Here is a 20,060-nt window from a genome sequence, read left to right as displayed (position 1 = left end):
GAACCGCCATGCCCGATGCCCTGCCCCATATCGTGATCCTAGGCGGCGGCTTCGGCGGACTGGCCGCCACGCGCGCGCTGGCCGGCGCCAGGGCGCGGATCACCCTGGTCGACCGCCACAACCACCACCTGTTCCAGCCGCTGCTGTACCAGGTGGCCACCGCCGGGCTGGCGGCGCCCTCGATCGCGGCGCCGCTGCGGCAGATCCTGCGCCGCCAGCGCAACGTCACCGTGCTGATGGACGAGGCGACCGGCATCGACCTCGCCAACCGCCGGGTGCAACTGCACCGCGAACGGCTGGACTACGACTGGCTGGTGGTCGCCACCGGCGCCACCCACGCCTATTTCGGCCACGGCGACTGGGCCGCCGACGCGCCCGGGCTGAAGTCGCTGGACGATGCGCTGGCGATCCGCCGCCGCGTGCTCACCGCGTTCGAGCGCGCCGAGCAGGAGGACGGTGCCTCCCGCCAGGCCTGGCTCAACTTCGTGGTGGTGGGCGCCGGCGCCACCGGGGTGGAGCTGGCCGGCACGCTGGCCGAGATCGCGCGGCGCACCCTGGCCGGCGAGTTCCGCCGCGCGCAGCCCAGCGCGGCCAACATCCTGCTGGTGGAAGCCGGACCGCGGGTGCTGGCCGCGTTCGACCCCGTGTTGTCGGCCAAGGCACAACGCCAACTGGAGCGGCTGGGCGTGCAGGTGCGCCTGGGCCAGGCGGTGACGGCGGTGGACGACCAGGGCGTGACCCTCGGCGACGAGCGGATCGCGGCGCGCACCGTGCTGTGGGCCGCCGGCGTGGCCGCCTCGCCATTGGGGCGCGCGCTGGATGCGCCGCTGGACCGTGCCGGCCGCGTGCTGGTGCAGCCCGACCTCAGCCTGCCCGGCCATCCGGAGGTGTTCGTGGTCGGCGATCTCGCCAGCGTCATGCAGGACGGCCGCCCCGTGCCCGGCGTGGCGCCCGCCGCCAAGCAGATGGGCGGGCACGTGGGCGGGCTGCTTGCCGCGTGCCTGCGTGGCGACCGCCGACCGCGCCCTTTCCGCTACCGCGACGCCGGCTCGCTGGCGACGATCGGCCGCATGGCGGCGGTTGCCCAGTTCGGCCGGCTGCGGCTGTCCGGCCTGTTTGCCTGGTGGGTATGGCTGGGCGCGCACATCTGGTTCCTGATCGGCTTCCGCAACCGCCTGGTGGTGATGCTGGACTGGGCGATGGCGTACTGGACCCAGGCGCGGCACGCCCGGATCATCACCGGCCGCGACCAACCCGGCGACGACGCACGCGACCGCTGAAAAGCGAACGGCCCGCCAAAGCGGGCCGTTGCCAGTCACGGGGTTTACCGCACGGGCGTCGCTATCGCGCGGAGCTCATTCGAGCGTGCTTCATCCTTCATCCGAAGCGTGCGGCCATGGATAGCCGCTTCTCGACCCTCGCGTCCATGGACGAACGCACCCGTCAAGCACCCATCAAGCAAACAGCCCGCGCATCTTCTTCATTGCATTCGCCTCGACCTGGCGGATGCGCTCGGCCGAGACGCCGTATTCGTCGGCCAGGTCCTGCAGCGTGGCCTTGTCCTCGTTCAGCCAGCGGCGCTGGATGATGTCGCGCGAGCGGTCGTCCAGCTTGGCCAGCGCATTGGACAGGGTTTCCAGCCGGTTGTCGGCCTGGTCGGCGTCGGCCACGTTGTCGTAGGGATCGGCGCCCTCGTCGACGAGGAAGGCCTCCGGCGCGGGCTTGGCGTCGTCGTCGGCGTCGGCCGGGGCCTCGAAGCCGATGTCGCGGCCGGACAGGCGCGACTCCATCTCGCGCACGGTCGCCTCGGGCACGCCCAGATCCTTCGCCACCACGCGCACTTCCTCGGCGTTCATCCAGCCCAGGCGCTTCTTGCTCTTGCGCAGGTTGAAGAACAGCTTGCGCTGCGCCTTGGTGGTGGCCACCTTGACGATGCGCCAGTTGCGCAGGATGAACTCGTGCATCTCGGCGCGGATCCAGTGCACCGCGAAGCTGACCAGCCGCACGCCCTGGTCGGGGTCGAAGCGCTTCACCGCCTTCATCAGGCCGATGTTGCCTTCCTGGATCAGGTCGGCCAGCTGCAGGCCGTAGCCGGAATAGCCGCGCGCCACGTGCACCACGAAACGCAGGTGCGACATCACCAGCTTCCTGGCGGAACCGAGATCGCTCTCTTCCTGGTAGCGGCGCGACAGCGCCTGCTCCTCGTCCTGGCTGAGCACCGGGATGCGATGCACCGCCGAGATGTAGGCGTCCAGGCTGCCGACGACGCTGGGTACCGGGAGATTGGCGGTCACCAAGGCTTGAGACATGTGGAACCTCCGGAATGAGGGGTCAGCTTAGCACTCTGGTACTTGGAGTGCTAAAGGCGGCGGGGAGTTCCTGCCGCTTTTTCTAAACCATATGGTACAGAAATATGGCCGCCTTGTCCATACTCGCGCGCGCCGGCACCGCCGAGCATGGCCTGTCCGGCAGGCTTGAAAAGCGCCGGACACGTCCCGCCGGGTCATGTCCCCGTCTCCGTGGCCGGTGTCCCGGCTTGGACGATCAGGCCTGGAGTCTTGAAAATCGCGCTTGACAATATGTACGTACGTACATATTCTTTCTGCCATGGCCAGACACTCGAACAAGCAAGCGCTGCTGGACGCCGGGCTCCGGGTCATGTTCAAGCAGGGATTCGTCGGCGCCGCCGTTCGCGATGTCGTCGCGGCGGCCGGGGTCCCGCACGGTTCGTTCACCAACCACTTCCCGTCGAAGGAGCAGTTCGGCAGGGAAGTCCTGGACCAGTACTTCGACCACGTCCGGCAACTCCTCGGGGCCTCCCTCGAAGACCGCGGCCTGAGTCCACGGGCGCGGCTGGAGCGGTACCTCGACCTGATCGTCGAACGGCTCCGGGCCGACGGGTTCGAGCGCGGCTGCCTGATCGGCGACCTGAGCATCGAGGTGACCCAGACCAGCGATCTCATCCGCGAACGCCTGCAGGTCGTGTTCAGGCAATGGCTGCAGCCCTTCGCGGAATGCCTCGCGGAGGGCCAGGCGCTGGGCGAATTCGACGCGCGATTCGACGCCCGGGAGCTCGCCGAGTACTTCCTCGCTTCCTGGGAGGGGGCGATTCTCCGGATGAAGGTGGAGCGCTCGATCGCGCCACTGGACCGGTTCAGGACGATTTTCTTCTCGACCATCTCAAACAGTGGAGCCTCGACATGAATGACGTTCTGCTTCCCAGGGTCAGCGTCTACGGCTCGAACATGGCCTACCGGTCCATGGGCGACCGGAGCAAGCCGGTCGTCCTGTTCCTGCACGGCAATCCGACGTCGTCGTACATCTGGCGCAACATCATGCCGGTGGTGTCCGAGGTCGCGTATTGCATCGCGCCGGACCTGATCGGCTTCGGCCAGTCGGACAAGCCCGGCATCCGGTACGGCTTCGCGGACCATATCGCCTACCTGGACCGCTTCCTCGTGGAACTCGGCATCGACCAGGCCCACCTCATCGCGCAGGACTGGGGCACGGCCCTGGCGTTCGAGCTGGCGGCAAGGCGGCCTCCGCTCGTCCGCAGCCTGGGCTTCATGGAATTCATCCGCCCCATGGAATCCTGGGACGCGTTCCACCAGACGCAGCAGGCACGGGACATCTTCATGAAGCTCAGGACCCCGGGAGTCGGCGAGCAGTTGGTGCTGCGCGAGAATTTCTTCGTCGAGAAGATCCTGCCCGGCTCGGTCCACCGGAAGCTCGGCGACGAGGAAATGGCGGTGTATCGCGCGCCATTCCCGGATGAAACGTCGAGGATCCCGACACTCCGGCTGCCGAACGAACTTCCGATCGCGGGAAACCCGCGGGACGTGCACGACAGCCTCACCAAGGCCCATGCCGCACTCGCGGCATCGACCTACCCGAAGACGCTTTTCGTCGGCAATCCGGGAGCCCTGGTTTCCCCCGCGTTCGCGCGATCCTTCGCGGCCAGGTTGAAGAATTGCGACCTGGTCGAGTTGGGCGCCGGCGCGCATTACCTCCAGGAAGACCATCCGCAGGCGATTGCCGAGGGCGTGGTCACGCTGATCGAGCGGGCGGAAATGCAACGCGGGCAGCCGGTCGCCGCATGAACGTCGAAATCGAATACTGCCTGCCCTGCGGCTACAGGAAGCGCGCCGATGCGGCGGCGGCCGCATTGGGGCAGCAGCTGGGCGTGTCCGCCAGACTCGTGCCCGGGAAGGGCGGCGTGTTCCGCGTCAGCGTGAACGGAAAGGAAGCCATCTCACGCGCCAGGGGATATTTCCCCTCACCGGAGGACATCGTCGCGGCCGTCCGCAACCAGAGAGCGGACGACGGCTTGCAATAAGCACCAGGTCGCGCCCGAAAAAGAACCGGGCCAAGGAACATCGTCCCGGCGCAGGGACGGGGGTGGCCCTGGCCATACCGGCACGCCCGTTTCCCCGTGCAGGCCCGGGCTAATTACAATGGTGCGATCCGGCCGTCCGGCCGCATCCCTGGGGGAGTCCTCTTGATCATCTGCGTCCCCAACGTATTGACCGCCGGGGAACTCGGCACGATCCACGCCGAGCTCCAGTCCGCCCCCTATGTCGACGGCGCCAGCACCGCCGGCTGGTCCGCCCGCGGCGTGAAGAAGAACCGGCAGGTCGCTCCCAACACGAACAACTACGCCCGGCTGGCGGACGTCGTGCGCGACGCCTTCATGCGCAACGGCATGCTGCAGGCGGCACTGCTGCCGGCGTCGGCCACCCAGGTGATGTTCAACCGCTACGACATCGGCATGGAGTACGGACCGCATGTCGATTCCCCCGTGATGGGCGGCATGGGCAGCGCAGTGCGCAGCGATATCGCGATCACCCTGTTCCTGTCCGATCCGCAGAGTTACGCCGGCGGCGAACTGGTCATGTGCAACAGCGGCGGCATGGAATACGAATTCAAGCTGGAAGCGGGCGCCGCCATCGCCTACCCCGCCAACACGCTGCACCACGTCAAGCCGGTGACCCGGGGGGCGCGCCAGGCCGCCATTCTCTGGGTGCAGAGCATGGTGCGCGACCCCGCCCGCCGCGAACTGCTGTGGGACCTGGAGAACGCCAAGCGGGACATCTTCGGCCGCGAGGGCAAGAGCGCGGCCTTCGACGCCGTCAGCCGTTCGCACGCGAACCTGCTGCGGATGTGGGCGGAAGTGGCATAGGCCACGCCCGGCGTCCTCCGGGCAGGCTCAGCCCGGCAGTTCCGCGCGCGGCGGCAGCGACCAGTCGATCGGCGCCTGCCCCTCGCCTTCCAGGTAGCGGTTGGCGGCGGAGAAGTGCCCGCAGCCGAGGAAACCCCGGTGCGCGGACAGCGGCGAGGGATGCACCGACTTCAGCACGCAGTGCCGGCGACGGTCGATCAGCTGGCCCTTGCGCTGGGCGTAGCTGCCCCAGAGCATGAACACGATGCCTTCCCGCTCGCGGTTGAGCGCGTCGATGGCCGCGTCGGTGAAACCTTCCCAGCCCTTGCCCTGGTGCGAGGCGGCACGGCCGCGCTCAACCGTGAGCACGCTGTTGAGCAGCAGCACGCCGCGGTCGGCCCACGGCGTGAGGCAGCCATGGTCGGGGGGCGGGATGCCCAGGTCGCGCTGGATCTCCTTGAAGATGTTCACCAGCGAGGGCGGCGGCGGCACGCCGGGGCGCACCGAGAAGCACAGCCCGTGCGCCTGGCCGGGACCGTGGTACGGGTCCTGGCCCAGGATCACCACGCGCACCGCCTCGAACGGGGTGTGCGTGAACGCGTTGAAGATCTCCGGCCCGGGCGGGTAGATCACCTTGCCCGCGCGCTTCTCGGCGCGCAGGAACTCGGCCAGCGCGCGCATCTCGGGGCGCTCGAGGTAGTCGCCGATGCGCGCCTTCCAGGAAGGTTCCAGCTTGATGTGGTCGCCGCTCATGTCGTCGCGTCATGCTGGCGCAGGTGCCGCGCCACGCGCAACTGGAACAGCAGCTTGGTGACCAGCAGTCGCTCCTCCACCGGCTTCTCCACCAGGTCGTTGGCGCCGGCCTTGAGCAGGGCCGCCTGGTTGGCCGGGTTCTCGTCGCCGGTCATCACCAGCACCGGCAGCCTGCCCTTGCCGTAGCCGAACCGGTTGCGCACATGCTCGAGCAGGTCGCCGCCGGTGAGGTCGCCCTTCAGGCTGACGTCGGTGAGCACCACGTCGGCGCCCACCCGGCCCAGCGCGCGCTCGGTCTCCAGCAACGCCAGCGCGTCCTCCACGCTGACCACGTGGCGCACGGTGAGGCCGATCTTCTCCAGCATGCGGCGGGTGGCCAGCGCCACCACGCGGCTGTCCTCGACGTACAGCACGGTACCTTCGGCGGCGCTCTCCGGCCGCACGTAGCCGCGGATGAACTCGGCCAGCGCCTGGAAGCCCAGCGACTTGTCGAAGTAGTCGGTGACGTCCTCGCCCAGCGTGCGCTGGTGCAGGCGCGCGTCGACGTCGCCGGACACCACCACGATGGGCACGTAGATCTGCGGCGCGGACTCGCGCACGTAGTGCGCCAGCTCCAGCCCGTCCATGTCGGGCAGGCGCAGCGCGATGGTGATGAAGTCGAACACGCCGCCGTCGAGCAGCCGCTGCGCCTCGGCGCCGCTGCCGCAGTCCACCACCTCGGCTTCGGGCAACTCGGCGCGCAGCACGCGTGCGATCAGTTGCCGCACCACTTTCGAGCCATCGACCACCAGCACGCGGGGTGCGGCGCTGGCGAGGCGATTGCTGATGCTTCCACTCATCCCCTGTCCACCTGCTCGTACGGACGTCCCTGCCGATGCATCGCGCGATGCCCTCCCGGCACCGCCGTCCGTTCGCGGCCGGGCCGCCTCAGGCGGCCTTGCGCAGTTGCCATGCGCTGACCAGCCGCGCCCCCAGCCAGCCCAGCGCCGCGGCCGCCAGCGGCACCGCCAGCAGCAGCCACGGCGGCAGGCCGCCCACGCGCAGTGTGCCACCGTAGGCCTGGCTCAACTGCGCCACCGGTCCCGCCAGCGACCATTCGACCAGCAGCGCCAGCAGCACCGCCAGCACGCCGCTGAACAGGCCGTACCAGATCCCGGCGTAGAGATACGGCCGGCGCACGAAGGCGCGGCTGGCGCCGACCAGCATCAGCACGCCGATCTCCTCGGCGCGGCTGGCGATGTCCACCCGCACCGTGTTGCCCACCACCAGCAACGCGGCCAGCGCCAGCAGGCCGGCGAGGATCAGCACGGCGCGGTCGCCCACGCCGAGCAGGGCATCCAGCCGCTGCCGCCAGCTGCCGCTGTCCTGCACCATGTCCACGCCGTGGAGGGCGCGCAGGTCGTCGGTGAGGTGGCCGACCGCGGTCGCGTCGAGGCCGTCCTTCGGCTGCACCACCAGCACGTACGGCAGCGGGTTGTCGTCCAGCGACCGCAGCGCATCGGAGAAGCCCTGCATCTTCGACAGCTCGTCCATGCCCTGCTGCGGCGTCTTCAGCGTCACCGTGGCGACGTCGGGACGTTCGCCGATCTGTTTCGCCAGCAACTGCGCCGTGGCACCGGGCTGGCCCGGCTGCAGGAACACGCCGATCGCCGGGTTGCGGCCCAGCGCATCGCCCAGGTGCTGCACGTTGCCCAGCAGCAGGTAGAAGGTCAGCGGCAGGGCCAGCGCCAGGCCCATCACCGCGACGGTGAGCAGGGTGCCGAACGGCCGCGCGGCGAGCCGGCGCAGGCTGGCCGCCGCGCTCCAGCCGTGGTGCTCGCGCCAGCTGGCGACCGGCCGCGCGCGGCTGTGCCGGCTGCGTTCGGCTTCCGGCGCTTCGCCGGCGGGGGTCTCGACGGATGCGTTCACAGCACCTCCTCCGCGGCCACGTCGGCCACCAGCCGGCCGTGGTCCAGCACCACCACGCGCTTGCGCATGCGCTTGATCAGCGGCAGATCGTGGCTGGCGACCAGCACGGTGGTGCCCACCTGCCGGAAGCCGGCGAACAGTTCCATGATCTCCACCGCCAGTTGCGGATCGAGGTTGCCGGTGGGCTCGTCGGCGATCAGCAGCGCCGGCCGCGCCACGATGGCGCGCGCGATGCCCACGCGCTGCTGCTCGCCGGTGGACAGCGACACCGGCAGCTGCCGCTCGTAGTCGAGCAGGCCCACCTTCTCCAGCGCGGCGCGCACGCGACGGCCGCGTTCCTGCGGCGCGATGCCGCCGATCACCAGCGGCAGTTCGACGTTGGCGAACACGCTGCGGTCCAGCAGCAGGCGATGGTCCTGGAACACCATGCCGATGCGCCGGCGCAGCTTCGGGATGCCGGCCGCGCGGATCTTCGCCAGCGGCTGGCCGTCCAGCACGATATGACCGTGCGTGGGCCGCTCGATCAGCGCCAGCAGCTTGAGCAGGGTGCTCTTGCCGGCGCCGGAATGGCCGGTGACGAAGGCCATCTCGCCCTCCGCCACCTCGAAGGAAAGCTGCGAGAGCGCCTCGTGCCCGCCCTCGTAGCGCTTGCTCACTTGATCGAAGCGGATCACCGCGCGTCCCCGGAACCGTTCAGCCCGCAATGACGCCAAGGATACGGGAGCGCGCATGAAACCAGAACCAACGCGCGCACGATCGCGGCCGGAAGTCCCCAAGCCCGCATTTCGGATCGGGACGACGGGTCAGGGCGCGGCGGCACGACCCGTCGTCACGCAAGCCCCGGCCGGGCGCTCAGCGGCCGGTGAACAACCGGCTGAGGCGACGGAACAGGCCCGGCTTCTTCGCGGCGGACGCCACGCCGGACTGCACTTCCACCTGCCGCGAGGGGCGCTGGCCGGACACGGCGGCCGCCGGTTCGCGCGGCGCGCGCTCGGCGCGCGGGCCGCGATTGCCGCCCCGCCCCGCGCCAGTGCCCGCCGGGGCCACCCCCGCGGCCTGCGTGGCGGCGTTCGGGGCGGCGCCCGCCGCTTCGCCGCCACGGCGCCGGCCGCGCCCGCCACGCCGGCGACGACGCTTCGCCGCGCCCTCGGCCGAAGCTGCGCCGGCGTCGCCCTGCGGGGCGGCGTCGACCACGGCGACGGCGGTCGCGACGGCTTCCGCCGGGGCCGCTTCCGCGGCGCGGGGCGGACGGGCCGAGCGCTCGCGCGGCGCGCGCGTACCGTCCCGGCCACTACGTTCGTCGCGCCGGCGCGGGCCGCCGCGGGCGGGCTTGCGGTCGTCGTGGCGCGACTCCACCCGGTCGCCGAACGCGGCGCTGTCGGCGGCGGCCGCGGCGGCGTATTCCGGGTCGATCTCGCGCGGCTTGGGCATCACCAGCAGCTCCGGCCCGATCGTGGCGACCGGGATCTTCTGGCCGATGTAGGCCTCGATCTCGGGCAGGCTCATCGCGTACAGGTCGCAGGCGAAGCTGACCGCGTCGCCCTCGGCGCCCAGCCGCGCGGTGCGACCGATGCGGTGCACGTAGTCCTCGGCGTCCTGCGGCAGGTCGTAGTTGAAGACATGGCTGACCGCGGGGATGTGCAGGCCGCGCGCGGCCACATCGGTGCACACCAGCATGTCGAGCTGGCTGTCCTGGAAGCGCTGCAGCAGCTTCTGGCGCTTCAGCTGCGGCACGTCGCCGGACAGCGCCCCCACGCGGTAGCCCTGCCGCTTCACCCGCTCGGTGATGCGCTCGGCGGCGGCCTTGGTGTTGACGAAGACGATGCTGCGGCTGGGGTTCTCGCGCTCCAGCAGGTTCAGCAGCAGCGGCATCTTCTCTTCCTTGGCCGGGAAGTAGACGACCTGGCGCACCTTGTCGGCGGTGACGTTGTCGGTCTCCACCACCAGCTTCTCGGCCTCGTGCATGTGCTCGTAGGCCAGTTCCAGCACGCGGTGGCTCAGCGTGGCGGAGAACAGCAGCACCTGGCGCTGCTCGCGCGCCGGCAGGCGGCGGAAGATGTAGCGCACGTCCTTGATGAAGCCGAGGTCGAACATGCGGTCGGCCTCGTCGACCACCATCACCTCGACGCCGTTGAAGCCGAACACCTGCTGCTTGTAGTAGTCGAGCAGGCGGCCCGGGGTGGCGATGATGATGTCGCAGCCGTCCTTGAGCTGCTGGCGCTGCTTGTCGTAGTCCACGCCGCCGTAGATCAGGGCGGTCCTGAGGCCGGTGTGGCGACCGATGTTGCGGGCGTCCTTGTCGATCTGGATGGCCAGCTCGCGGGTCGGCGCGATCACCAGGGCGCGCGGGTCGGTGTCCTTGCGCTCGGCCACCGCCGGGGTGGTCAGCAGGCGGTTCATCAGCGCGACCAGGAAGGCGCAGGTCTTGCCGGTGCCGGTCTGCGCCTGGCCGGCGACGTCGCGCCCGGCCAGCGCCACCGGCAGGGTCAGTTCCTGGATCGGCGTGCAGCGGGTGAAGCCGGCCTCGGCAAGGCCTTGCTGCAGCAGGGGATGAAGTTCGAAGTTGGTGAAGAAGGTATCGGTGAGTACGGTCTGCGACATGGAAAACCAGATGGGAAGCGGGCATGGGCCCTGCGGCCGGCCCGGCCCGGCCGGCACGAGGCGGGCGCGGACAGGTGGGTGGACGGCGCGCGGCGGCGCGGTCGCGACGGCGCGGGCCTGAGCCCGCGGCCGGCGATCCGCAGCCACGCAGGGCGCCGAAGCGGTAGCGGCGCAACCGGCAGTCCCGCTGGCATAGGCGAAAGGACGGGGCGGCCTGCGCAGTCGTCTCGCCTATGTCAACGGAACTGTCCGTTGCCGCCCTTGAATCGCTTGAATCGCGCCCCGAGTTACGTTGCAATGGAGGCCAGGGCCGCAACGGCCACCTCCCATTCCCGGTCCGACCCGCGCTTCATGGGCGCCCCAGTGTAGCCGATGCTGGGCGCGCGGTCGTCAAATCTTCCTTCCGCCCGTCTTTCGGAGACTCCGGTGAACGACCTGATTACCCATGTGAGCGACGACGCCTTCGAACAGGAGGTGCTCCAGTCCGGCACCCCCGTGCTGCTGGATTTCTGGGCCGAATGGTGCGGCCCGTGCAAGGCCATCGCGCCGATCCTGGACGAACTGGCGACCCAGTATCAGGGCAAGCTGCGCGTGGTGAAGCTCAACATCGACCACAACCAGAAGACCCCCCGCACCTACGGCGTGCGCGGCATTCCCACCCTGATGGTGTTCAAGAACGGCAAGGTCGAGGCCACCCAGATCGGCGCCGTCAGCAAGGGCCAGCTGGCCCAGATGATCGACAAGGCGATCTGACCGCCGCCCGCCCCGCCGCGCCGCGCTTTACGCCGCCGCGCGGCGGGTGCTAGATTCCGCAAGTCCGACGGGACTGTCCTGTCCCCCTGCGCGCACCGCGCGTACGTCGCACCCCTCCCTTCTCTACCAACGGCGCCCCACGAGGTTTGCCCGTGTCCGATATCGAAAGCCAAGAACCGACCGACGCCAAGCGCGCCGATGCCAAGCCTGCGGCCGAGCCGCGCCCGCGCGCGCCGCGCCGCACCGCCCGCCCCGACAAGGCCGCCGAAACGGCCGGCGAGGCGCCGGTGCAGTCCAGCCTGCCGGTGGAGGCCCCGGCGCCGGCCCCGACGCCCGCCCCGGCCGCCGCCGAGAGCGCGCCGCCTGCCGGCGACGCCGGCGGCCCGCGCCCCGCGCCGGAAGCCCGCGAGGGCGGCCAGCCGAACCAGGGCGGCAACCCGGGCGGGGGCAACGACCGCCGCAACGACCGGGACGGCCGCGGCCGCCGCCGCCGCCACGAGCGCGGCCAGCGCCCGGGCAACAACGGCAACCCGGGCAACCAGGGCAACGGCCATCCGCGCAATCCGAACGGGCTGCCGATGGACGACGACGAGAACGCCGACGCCGGCAGCAACGACCGCCTGATCAACCTCACCGAGCTGAAGCGGATGAAGGCGCCGGAGCTGCTGGCCTTCGCCGAGTCGCTGGGCATCCGCGAGGGCGTGGCCCGCCAGCGCCGCCAGGACGTGATCTTCAACATCCTCAAGGCGCACGCCCGCTCCGGCGGCGGCATCTGGGCCGAGGGCGTGCTGGAGATCCTGCAGGACGGCTTCGGTTTCCTGCGCTCGGCCGACGAGAGCTACCTGGCCGGCCCGGACGACATCTACGTCAGCCCCAGCCAGATCCGCCGCTTCAACCTGCGCACCGGCGACTACATCACCGGGCGCGTGCGCCATCCGAAGGAAGGCGAGCGCTACTTCGCGATGCTGCGCGTGGACGACATCAACGGCGACCCGCCGGAAGCGTCCAAGAATAAGATGCTGTTCGAGAACCTCACCCCGCTGTTCCCGCGCAAGGCGTTCAAGCTGGAGCGCGGCAACGGTTCCAGCGAGGACATCACCGGCCGCATCCTCGACCTGGTCGCGCCGGTCGGCAAGGGCCAGCGCGGGCTGATCGTCTCGCAGCCGAAATCCGGCAAGACGATGATGCTGCAGAACGTCGCCCAGGCGATCCAGTACAACCACCCCGAGGCGCACCTGATCATCCTGCTGGTCGACGAGCGGCCGGAGGAAGTGACCGAGATCGCCCGCACCGTGCGCGCCGAGGTCATCTCGTCCACCTTCGACGAGCCGGCCGTGCGCCACGTGCAGGTCGCCGAGATGGTGATCGAGCGCGCCAAGCGCCTGGTCGAGCACAAGCGCGACGTGGTGATCCTGCTCGACTCGATCACCCGCCTCGCCCGCGCCTACAACACCGTGGTGCCCAGCTCCGGCAAGGTGCTCACCGGCGGCGTGGACGCCAACGCGCTGCAGCGCCCGAAGCGCTTCTTCGGCGCCGCGCGCAACGTCGAGGAAGGCGGCTCGCTGACCATCATCGCCACCGCGCTGATCGACACCGGCTCGAAGATGGACGAAGTGATCTACGAGGAGTTCAAGGGCACCGGCAACATGGAAGTGCATCTGTCCCGCCGCATCGCCGAGAAGCGCGTGTACCCGGCCATCGACATCAACCGCTCCGGCACCCGCCGCGAGGACCTGCTGATCGATCCGGACATGCTGGCCAAGATCTGGATCCTGCGAAAGCTGCTGCATCCGATGGACGAGCTGGCCGCGATGGAGTTCATGCTCGACAAGATGAAGAACACCAAGTCCAACGACGAGTTCTTCAATTCGATGAAGCGATAGGCACCGGCGGCGGGCGGGCGGGGGCGACGCCCCGGCCTTCCCGCGGCTCGTCACGACAGGCCGGCCCCGTGCCGGCCTCGTTGTTTTCGCGCATGGCCGGCGGCACGTAGAATGGGCCGGTAGCCACGGCGACCCACCATGCGCATCCTGCTCGTCGAAGACGACCCCCTGGTATCCGATGCCATCGCCCGTGGCCTGTCGACGGAGGGCTATGTGGTCGACGCACTGGATCGCGCCGAAGGCGCGCCGGCGCAACTGGCGGCCAGCCATTACGACCTGGCCATCGTCGACCTGGGCCTGCCGGGCATGAACGGCTTCGAGCTGGTGCGCCGGCTGCGCGGTGCGGGCAGCCCGCTGCCGCTGCTGATCGTCACGGCGCGCGATGGCCTGGACGACCGTGTCGGCGCGCTGGATCTGGGCGCCGACGACTACCTGACCAAACCCTTCGCCCTGCCGGAGCTGGCCGCGCGCTGCCGCGCGCTGATCCGCCGCGCCAGCGTGGCCGGGGCCAGCGAGCTGAGCATCGGCGCGCTGCGCGTCGACCTGGCCGGCAAGCGCGTGCTGGGCGGCGACGGCAGGGCGCTGGACCTGACCCGGCGCGAGTGGTCCATCCTCGAATGCCTCAGCCTGCACAGCGGCCGCGTGGTGAGCAAGGAACGGCTGATGCAGGCCATCGTGGGCTGGGACGAGGAAATCTCCGGCAACGCCATCGAGGTGCACGTGTCGCGGCTGCGCGCCAAGCTGGGCGACGACGCCACCGTGCGCAGCGTGCGTGGCCTCGGCTACCGCCTTGAAGACGCCTGAGCGCCCGCGCGCGCGCAGCCTGCGCGGCCGCCTGCTCGGCTACCTGCTGCTGCCGCTGCTGCTGCTGATGGCGGCCGGCGCCTGGCTCGACCACCGCACCCTGGTCACGCCGGTCTACGCCGCCTTCGACCGCGCGCTGGCGCGCAGCGCCGGCGAGATCGCCATGCACGTCGAACGCCTGCCGGACGGACGTCTGGACATCCACTGGCCGGAGCCGCCGCGTTCGTACGGCCTGCCCGGCCCGCCGATGCGTCCGCCGCATTTCCTGACGCCTCCCCCGCACGCGTACCGGCACCCGCGCGAGAGCTTCCTGTTCCGGGTGAGCGGCAAGGACGGCGCCACGCTCGCCGGCACCGCGGACCTGCCCACGGCGCAGCCGGGCGACGCTGGCCCCGGCTTCCGCAATGCGAAATACCGCGGCCTGCCCGTGCGCGTGGCCACGCTGCGCATCACCGTGGGCGGTGAGTCGCTGCTGGTCAGCGCCGCCGAGACCATGCACTGGCGCGACCACGTGGTGCGCCGGCTCGACACCACCCTCGGTTTCAGCGACGGATTGCAGCTGGTGCTGGTGCTGGCGATCGCCATGCTCGGCATCACCGTGGCGTTGCGCCCTCTGCAACGCCTGCGCGAACGCATCGCCAGCCAGCCGCCGGAGGCGCTGAAGCCATTGCCGGTCGAATCCGTGCCGGGCGAGGTGCAGCCGCTGGTCGCCTCGCTCAACGGCCTGCTGGTCACCGTGCGCGAATCAGCGCAGGCACAGCAGCACTTCCTCACCAACGCCGCGCACCAGTTGCGCACTCCGCTCACCGGGCTGAAGGCACAGCTCGAGGTGCTGGAGCGCGAGAGCGCCGGCGGCCCGCTGCAGGAGCGCATCGCGGTGCTGCATGGCGGTATCGCGCGGCTGGCGCGCACCGCCGACCAGTTGCTGGCGCTGGCCCGCGCCGAGCCCTCGGCGCAGCGTCCCGGCGATTTCGCGCCCCTGCCGTTGCCCGGCCTGGTCGGCGCGGTGGTCACCACCATGCTGGACCGCGCGCTGGCGCGCGGCGTCGACCTGGGCGCCGATTGCCGCCCGGCCCAGGCCGAGGGCGTGTACTGGCTGCTGCACGAGCTGCTGGTGAACCTGGTGGACAACGCGATCCGCCACGCGCCGGCGGGCGGCCAGGTCACGGTACGCTGCGGCACGGAGACCGGCGTGCCGTTCCTGGAAGTGGAGGACGACGGGCCCGGCATCCCGCCGGCCGAGCGCGAGCGCGTGCGCGAACGCTTCTACCACGGCGACGGCCAGGGCAGCGGGCTGGGACTGGCCATCGTGGAGGAGATCGCGCGCTCGCACCGGGCGCGGCTGCTGATCCTCGATGGCGCTGCCGGCGGTGCCCGCATGCGGGTGGCGTTCCCCGCCACCGGCTGATCCCGGTCATCCGGCCCGGCCGCGACCGGTGGTACGTTGAATCGCCGCCAGCCGCCCCCACTGTGTCCGCTTCCCCGACGAGGAACCGCCCGTGTCCATCCCCAGTGCCGTCAAGAGCACCCCGATCGCGGGTCGCCAGCAGCTCGTCGACTACCTAGCCGCGGGCGAGAAGCCCCGCGAGGCCTGGCGCATCGGCACCGAGCACGAGAAGTTCGGCTTCCGCACCGACGATCTGAAGCCGCCGCCGTTCGAAGGCGAGCGCGGCATCCGCGCACTGCTCGAAGGCATCGCCGCGCGCCATGGCTGGGACATCGCACGCGAGGGCGAGACGCCGGTCGCGCTGTCCCGCAACGGCGCCTCGATCACGCTGGAGCCGGCCGGCCAGCTCGAACTTTCCGGCGCGCCGCTGGAGACCATCCACCAGACCTGCTGCGAGGTGAACTGCCACCTCGAGGAAGTGCGCTCGGTGGCCGAGGGCCTCGGCCTCGGTTTCCTCGGCATGGGCTTCCAGCCAAAGTGGCGGCGCGACGAGATGCCGTGGATGCCCAAGGGCCGCTACCGGATCATGCGCGAGTACATGCCGGAGGTCGGCTCGCTCGGTCTGGACATGATGACGCGCACCTGCACCGTGCAGGTGAACCTCGACTTCTCCAGCGAGGCGGACATGGTGAAGAAGTTCCGCACCAGCCTCGCGCTGCAGCCGATCGCCACCGCGCTGTTCGCCGATTCGCCGTTCACCGACGGGCGGCCGAACGGCTACCTGTCCTACCGCTCGCACGTGTGGGAAGACACCGATCCCGACCGCACCGGCATGCTGGACTTCGTATTCGCCGACGGCTTCGGCTACGAGCGCTACGTGGACTACATCCTCGGCGTGCCGATGTACTTCAGCTACCAGGACGGCCGCTACGTCGACCTCGCCGGGCAGGACTTCAAGCGTTTCCTCGCCGGCGAGCTGCCCGCCCTGCCCGGCGTGAAGGCCACCATGAAGGACTGGGCCGACCACCTCACCACCGCCTTCCCCGAGGTGCGCCTGAAGCAGTACCTGGAGATGCGCGGCGCCGACGGCGGCCCGTGGAACCGGCTGTGCGCCCTGCCCGCGCTGTGGGTGGGCCTGCTCTACGACGACGACGCGCTGGACGCCGCCTGGGACCTGGTCAAGGACTTCTCCATGGCCGAGCGCCACACCCTGCGCAACGGCGTGCCGAAGCAGGCGCTGAAGCTGCCGTTCCGCCGCGGCAGCGTGCGCGATCTGGCCCGCGAGACGCTGAAGATCGCCGCCCAGGGCCTCGCCCGCCGCGCCCGCCTGAACAGGAACGGCGCCGACGAACGCATCTACCTCGAGCCGCTGCTGGAGATCGTCGAGGCCGGCCAGACCCCGGCCGAACGCAAGCTCGAACTGTTCCACGGCGCCTGGGGCGGCAGCGTGGACCCGGTGTTCCGCGAGTTCGCGTACTGAGGCCTTGAAGAAGAACGGACCGGCATTTCTGCCGGCCCGTTCGATCGACCGCGCATTCACGCGACGAGTAGGTTAACCATCCCCGGCACTGCCATCGCAGATGGCATTGGCCGATGCGGAGCCGAGGAAGGCGCCATTCGCGTCGGACACACTCACATGCATGGTGATATGGTCCGAATAAGGCTGCTGGCACAGGAAACGGCAACTCCCGCTGTGCTGTTGCAGTCTCCCGTTGCAGCTGAAAGGCGCCACCAGGTGTGCGGTGCCCGTATACGACCAGCTGTAGGTGAAAGGCAACGGCGACCCCGGGCTGGATACCGATGCCTGGCAGAAGTTGGTACCGCACGAGAGCGAAACGCCAGTCTGCGACTGCGCGTACGCCTTCGGCACGATCCCAACCATTGCCATGGCTCCTGAAACGGCAACGGACATCAGTAGAAACGGTAGCTTTTGCATAACTTTCTCCTTAAGTGAATGCATCATGCGTTTTCCCGTTCGACTTCAACTTCCACTGCAGCGGCAGCCCTGATCCCCGGGCCACCTTCTCCGGCCACGCATCGGGATTCGACGCGCGGCCGGAAAATCGATTCACCTCTCCGCCGCTACTTCTTCGGCGCCGCCTTCAGGCCACGGTCCTCCAGCATCGGCTCGATGCTCGGTTCCTGGCCGCGCCAGTCCTTGTACATCTTCGCCAGTTCCTCGGTGTTGCCGCGCGACAGCACCATGCCGCGGAAGCGGTCGCCGTTGGCGCGGGTGAGGCCGCCGTGCTCCTTGAACCATTCGAAGGCGTCGTCGGCCAGCATCTCGGTCCACAGGTAGGCGTAGTAGCCGGCGGCGTAGCCGTTGCCCCAGATGTGCTGGAAATAGCTGGAACGGTAGCGCGGCGGCACGTAGCTCAGGTCCACGCCGTCCTGCTTCAGCGCCTCGGCCTCGAACTTGTCGGCGTCCTGCTTCGGCGCATCGGCCGGCAGCATGTGCCAGTTCATGTCGAGCAGGGCGGCGGAGACCAGCTCGGTCATGTCGTAGCCCTTGTTGAACATGCCGGCCTTCTTCATCTTCTCGACCAGCGGCTTGGGCATCGGCTGGTGGGTCTTGTAGTCCTTGGCGAAGTTGGTGAACACCTTGGGGTCGCTGGCCCAGTGCTCGTTGAACTGCGAGGGGAACTCGACGAAGTCGCGCGCGGTGCTGGTGCCGGACAGGGTCGGGTACTGCTCGTCGGCGAACATGCCGTGCAGGGCATGGCCGAACTCGTGGAACATGGTGATCACGTCGTCCCACGACAGCAGCGCGGGCTGGCCGTCGGCGGGCTTGGTGAAGTTGGCCACGTTGTAGATCACCGGCTTGGTGCCGAGCAGCTTCGACTGGCCGACGAAGTTGTCCATCCAGGCGCCGCCGTTCTTGTTGTCGCGCTTGAAGTAGTCGCAGTAGAACAGCGCCAGCGACTTGCCGTCCTTGTCGAACACCTCGAACACGCGCACGTCCGGGTTGTACACCGGGATGTCCTTGCGCTCCTTGAAGGTGAGGCCGTAGAGCTGGTTGGCGGCGTAGAACACGCCGTTCTGCAGCACGTTGTCCAGCTCGAAGTAGGGCTTGATCTGGCTTTCGTCCAGGTCGTACCTGGCCTTGCGCACCTGCTCGGCGTAGTACTGCCAGTCCCACGGCTCCAGCTTGAAGCTGGGCTGGTGCAGCGCGGCCTGGTCCTTGTCGATCTGCTGCTGGATGTCGGCGGCCTCGGCCTTGGCGCGGGCCACGGCGGCAGGCGTGAGCTGCGCCATGAACTTCATCACCGTGGCGGGGTTCTTCGCCATCTGGTCGTCGAGCTTCCACGCGGCGTAGTTGGGGAAGCCGAGCAGCTTGGCTTCTTCGGCCCGGAGCTGGGCGATGCGCTCGATGGTGTCGCGGGTGTCGTCGGCGCCGCCCTTCTCGGCACGGTTCCACGAGGCCTCGAACAGCGCCTTGCGGGTGTCGCGGTCCTGCAGGTCGCGCAACGCCGGCTGCTGGGTGGTGTTCTGCAGCGGGATCACCCACTTGCCGTCCAGCCCGCGCGCCTTGGCGGCCTGCGCCGCGGCGGCGATGTCGGCATCGGAGAGTCCGGCCAGCTTGGCCTTGTCGTCCACCACCAGCGCGCCGTCCTTGGTGGCGGCGAGCAGCTTGTTGGTGAACTGGGTGCTGAGGGTCGACTCCTCCTTGTTCAGCGCCTTCAGCTTGGCCTTGTCGGCCTCGGACAGCTTGGCGCCGGCATGCACGAAGTTGCGGTAGACCACCTCGACCAGGCGCTGCGACTCGGGGTCGAGCTTCAGCGAGGCGCGCTCGTCGTAGACCTTCTGGATGCGCGCGAACAGCTTGTCGTTGAGGTAGATCGCGTCCTCGTGCGCGGCGAGCTTCGGCGCCTCCTCCTCCTGCACCTTCTGCAGCGCGTCGTCGGTGTTGGCGCCGGTGACGCCGTTGAACACCGCCATCACGCGGTTCAGCAGCACGCCGGTCTTCTCCAGCGCCACGTAGGTGTTCTCGAAGGTGGCGGGCTCGGGGTTGTCGGCGATCTTCTCGACCTCGGCGAGCTGCTGCTTCATGCCCTCCTCGATCGCCGGCTGGTAGTCGCCGTCCTTGATCTTGTCGAACGGCGGCGCCTGGAACGGCAGCGTGCTGGCGACGAGGAACGGGTTGCTGGCGCTCGCCTCGGCGGTCGGCGCGGCGGCGCTGGCGGCCTTGGCCGGCGCGGTGGCGGCGGGTGCCGGCGCGTTCTTCGCGGCCTCGTCGGAGGACGTCTGGGAACAGGCGGCAAGGGCGATGGAGGTGGCGATCACGAGCAGGCGCAGGCGTGGCATGGGGAGTCCTTTGGCGATGGCGTCCGCGCGGCGGACGCGTGAGTCGTGACCGCCGACTGTAGCGACCGCGCCTGCATCTTCCAAGGGTGGATGCGGCATGCGCGGGACGCGCATGCGCCACGCCGCGCACCCATCGTCGGCGCGGCTTCGGCTCCGAGCCTGTTCACGATCTCCAGGCACCTCGCGTTGGCCTCGCATGGCCGTCAGGTGGTGGTGCGTGGTGCCGGCCTGCCTGGCTGGCAGGCCAAGCCGCGCGTTGCCGCATGGCGGCCAAAGCAAGGCAACCCGGAGGGCCGGGTCTGTTGGCCCACAGGCCGGCGTCATCGCTCCGTCGTGGACGGACATCCACGCCTTCGCTCTTCCTTGGCCTGCGCGCAAACAGCTCCCGGCGCGGGCTACGCGGAGATCGTGAACAGATGGTATGGACGCCTCCCCCTACGCTCCGACCGGAGCGAGCGGAGGAGTGGACCCTCCGGGCCAACGGCATCAAGGTGCTCAAGGCGTGGTA

Annotated in this window: 18 protein-coding genes; 10 read left to right on the top strand and 8 right to left on the bottom strand. The window is 69.6% G+C overall.

Annotated elements, in window-relative coordinates; translation table 11 throughout:
* The first annotated feature begins 8 nt into the window (after nt 1-8).
* A complete protein-coding gene (locus QMK61_RS01730) occupies nt 9-1,280 on the top strand; it encodes an NAD(P)/FAD-dependent oxidoreductase (protein ID WP_302069997.1) in 1,272 nt (423 codons plus the stop codon).
* Nucleotides 1,281-1,454: 174 nt separating this feature from the next.
* On the opposite strand, the gene rpoH is transcribed toward QMK61_RS01730, so the two are convergent.
* A complete protein-coding gene (rpoH, locus tag QMK61_RS01725; RefSeq protein WP_302069996.1) occupies nt 1,455-2,309 on the bottom strand; it encodes an RNA polymerase sigma factor RpoH in 855 nt (284 codons plus the stop codon).
* A gap of 298 nt (nt 2,310-2,607) precedes the next feature.
* Here rpoH and QMK61_RS01720 point away from each other — a divergent pair, with 298 nt between their 5' ends.
* The 4 genes from QMK61_RS01720 to QMK61_RS01705 all read left to right on the top strand — a co-directional run bounded on the left by QMK61_RS01720 (nt 2,608) and on the right by QMK61_RS01705 (nt 5,179).
* Complete coding sequence (locus QMK61_RS01720; protein WP_302069995.1) at nt 2,608-3,204, top strand: TetR family transcriptional regulator C-terminal domain-containing protein; 597 nt, start codon at nt 2,608-2,610, stop codon at nt 3,202-3,204.
* Entirely contained in the window at nt 3,201-4,100 is a 900-nt protein-coding gene (locus QMK61_RS01715; RefSeq protein WP_302069994.1) for a haloalkane dehalogenase, read from the top strand. The genes QMK61_RS01720 and QMK61_RS01715 overlap by 4 nt, the downstream gene beginning before the upstream one ends.
* Nucleotides 4,097-4,336: an Rdx family protein gene (locus tag QMK61_RS01710; protein WP_302069993.1), complete on the top strand. Its 240-nt coding sequence runs from the start codon at nt 4,097-4,099 to the stop codon at nt 4,334-4,336. Before QMK61_RS01715 ends, QMK61_RS01710 begins: the two co-directional genes overlap by 4 nt.
* A 162-nt stretch (nt 4,337-4,498) precedes the next feature.
* Nucleotides 4,499-5,179 (top strand): Fe2+-dependent dioxygenase, encoded by a 681-nt coding sequence (locus QMK61_RS01705; RefSeq protein WP_302069992.1) that lies wholly within the window; start codon nt 4,499-4,501, stop codon nt 5,177-5,179.
* Nucleotides 5,180-5,206: 27 nt separating this feature from the next.
* Here the strand turns inward: QMK61_RS01705 and ung are convergent, their stop codons facing one another.
* From ung to QMK61_RS01680, 5 genes are all read right to left on the bottom strand, one after another.
* Entirely contained in the window at nt 5,207-5,911 is a 705-nt protein-coding gene (ung, locus tag QMK61_RS01700) for a uracil-DNA glycosylase (protein WP_302069991.1), read from the bottom strand.
* Nucleotides 5,908-6,750, bottom strand: coding sequence for a response regulator (locus tag QMK61_RS01695; RefSeq protein ID WP_302069990.1), 843 nt, complete (start codon nt 6,748-6,750; stop codon nt 5,908-5,910). The genes ung and QMK61_RS01695 overlap by 4 nt, the downstream gene beginning before the upstream one ends.
* A gap of 88 nt (nt 6,751-6,838) precedes the next feature.
* Entirely contained in the window at nt 6,839-7,819 is a 981-nt protein-coding gene (gene ftsX, locus QMK61_RS01690; protein WP_302069989.1) for a permease-like cell division protein FtsX, read from the bottom strand.
* On the bottom strand, nt 7,816-8,550 hold the full coding sequence (gene ftsE / locus QMK61_RS01685) for a cell division ATP-binding protein FtsE (protein WP_302069988.1): 735 nt from the start codon (nt 8,548-8,550) through the stop codon (nt 7,816-7,818). Before ftsE ends, ftsX begins: the two co-directional genes overlap by 4 nt.
* Before the next feature lie 121 nt (nt 8,551-8,671).
* Complete coding sequence (locus tag QMK61_RS01680; RefSeq protein ID WP_302069987.1) at nt 8,672-10,420, bottom strand: DEAD/DEAH box helicase; 1,749 nt, start codon at nt 10,418-10,420, stop codon at nt 8,672-8,674.
* A gap of 426 nt (nt 10,421-10,846) precedes the next feature.
* Here QMK61_RS01680 and trxA point away from each other — a divergent pair, with 426 nt between their 5' ends.
* From trxA to QMK61_RS01655, 5 genes are all read left to right on the top strand, one after another.
* Nucleotides 10,847-11,173, top strand: a complete 327-nt coding sequence (trxA, locus tag QMK61_RS01675) for a thioredoxin TrxA (RefSeq protein ID WP_302069986.1) — start codon at nt 10,847-10,849, stop codon at nt 11,171-11,173.
* A 152-nt stretch (nt 11,174-11,325) separates the two neighbouring features.
* Nucleotides 11,326-13,056 (top strand): transcription termination factor Rho, encoded by a 1,731-nt coding sequence (rho, locus tag QMK61_RS01670; protein WP_302069985.1) that lies wholly within the window; start codon nt 11,326-11,328, stop codon nt 13,054-13,056.
* A gap of 138 nt (nt 13,057-13,194) precedes the next feature.
* Nucleotides 13,195-13,860, top strand: coding sequence for a response regulator (locus QMK61_RS01665; RefSeq protein WP_302069984.1), 666 nt, complete (start codon nt 13,195-13,197; stop codon nt 13,858-13,860).
* Nucleotides 13,847-15,268, top strand: a complete 1,422-nt coding sequence (locus QMK61_RS01660; protein WP_302069983.1) for a sensor histidine kinase — start codon at nt 13,847-13,849, stop codon at nt 15,266-15,268. The genes QMK61_RS01665 and QMK61_RS01660 overlap by 14 nt, the downstream gene beginning before the upstream one ends.
* A 91-nt stretch (nt 15,269-15,359) precedes the next feature.
* A complete protein-coding gene (locus QMK61_RS01655; RefSeq protein WP_302069982.1) occupies nt 15,360-16,727 on the top strand; it encodes a glutamate--cysteine ligase in 1,368 nt (455 codons plus the stop codon).
* Nucleotides 16,728-16,799: 72 nt separating this feature from the next.
* On the opposite strand, the gene QMK61_RS01650 is transcribed toward QMK61_RS01655, so the two are convergent.
* Nucleotides 16,800-17,183: a hypothetical protein gene (locus QMK61_RS01650; protein WP_302069981.1), complete on the bottom strand. Its 384-nt coding sequence runs from the start codon at nt 17,181-17,183 to the stop codon at nt 16,800-16,802.
* Between the two features lie 146 nt (nt 17,184-17,329).
* On the bottom strand, nt 17,330-19,552 hold the full coding sequence (dcp, locus tag QMK61_RS01645; RefSeq protein WP_302069980.1) for a peptidyl-dipeptidase Dcp: 2,223 nt from the start codon (nt 19,550-19,552) through the stop codon (nt 17,330-17,332).
* Between the last annotated feature and the right edge of the window lie 508 nt (nt 19,553-20,060).

This window comes from Fulvimonas sp. R45, assembly GCF_030504985.1.
Lineage (GTDB): Bacteria > Pseudomonadota > Gammaproteobacteria > Xanthomonadales > Rhodanobacteraceae > Rhodanobacter_A.
The sequence above is the reverse complement of the archived record's forward strand: the minus strand, read 5'-3'. Positions and strand labels throughout refer to the sequence as shown.

Excerpts from the sequence above, each read along its gene's own strand:
- QMK61_RS01715 (WP_302069994.1), top strand. The coding sequence starts at position 3,201 with ATGAATGACGTTCTGCTTCCCAGGGTCAGCGTCTACGGCTCGAACATG.
- QMK61_RS01650 (WP_302069981.1), bottom strand. The coding sequence starts at position 17,183 with ATGCAAAAGCTACCGTTTCTACTGATGTCCGTTGCCGTTTCAGGAGCC.
- dcp (WP_302069980.1), bottom strand. The coding sequence starts at position 19,552 with ATGCCACGCCTGCGCCTGCTCGTGATCGCCACCTCCATCGCCCTTGCC.
- QMK61_RS01695 (WP_302069990.1), bottom strand. The coding sequence starts at position 6,750 with ATGAGTGGAAGCATCAGCAATCGCCTCGCCAGCGCCGCACCCCGCGTG.
- rpoH (WP_302069996.1), bottom strand. The coding sequence starts at position 2,309 with ATGTCTCAAGCCTTGGTGACCGCCAATCTCCCGGTACCCAGCGTCGTC.
- ung (WP_302069991.1), bottom strand. The coding sequence starts at position 5,911 with ATGAGCGGCGACCACATCAAGCTGGAACCTTCCTGGAAGGCGCGCATC.
- QMK61_RS01680 (WP_302069987.1), bottom strand. The coding sequence starts at position 10,420 with ATGTCGCAGACCGTACTCACCGATACCTTCTTCACCAACTTCGAACTT.
- QMK61_RS01665 (WP_302069984.1), top strand. The coding sequence starts at position 13,195 with ATGCGCATCCTGCTCGTCGAAGACGACCCCCTGGTATCCGATGCCATC.
- QMK61_RS01720 (WP_302069995.1), top strand. The coding sequence starts at position 2,608 with ATGGCCAGACACTCGAACAAGCAAGCGCTGCTGGACGCCGGGCTCCGG.
- QMK61_RS01730 (WP_302069997.1), top strand. The coding sequence starts at position 9 with ATGCCCGATGCCCTGCCCCATATCGTGATCCTAGGCGGCGGCTTCGGC.
- ftsE (WP_302069988.1), bottom strand. The coding sequence starts at position 8,550 with ATGCGCGCTCCCGTATCCTTGGCGTCATTGCGGGCTGAACGGTTCCGG.
- QMK61_RS01710 (WP_302069993.1), top strand. The coding sequence starts at position 4,097 with ATGAACGTCGAAATCGAATACTGCCTGCCCTGCGGCTACAGGAAGCGC.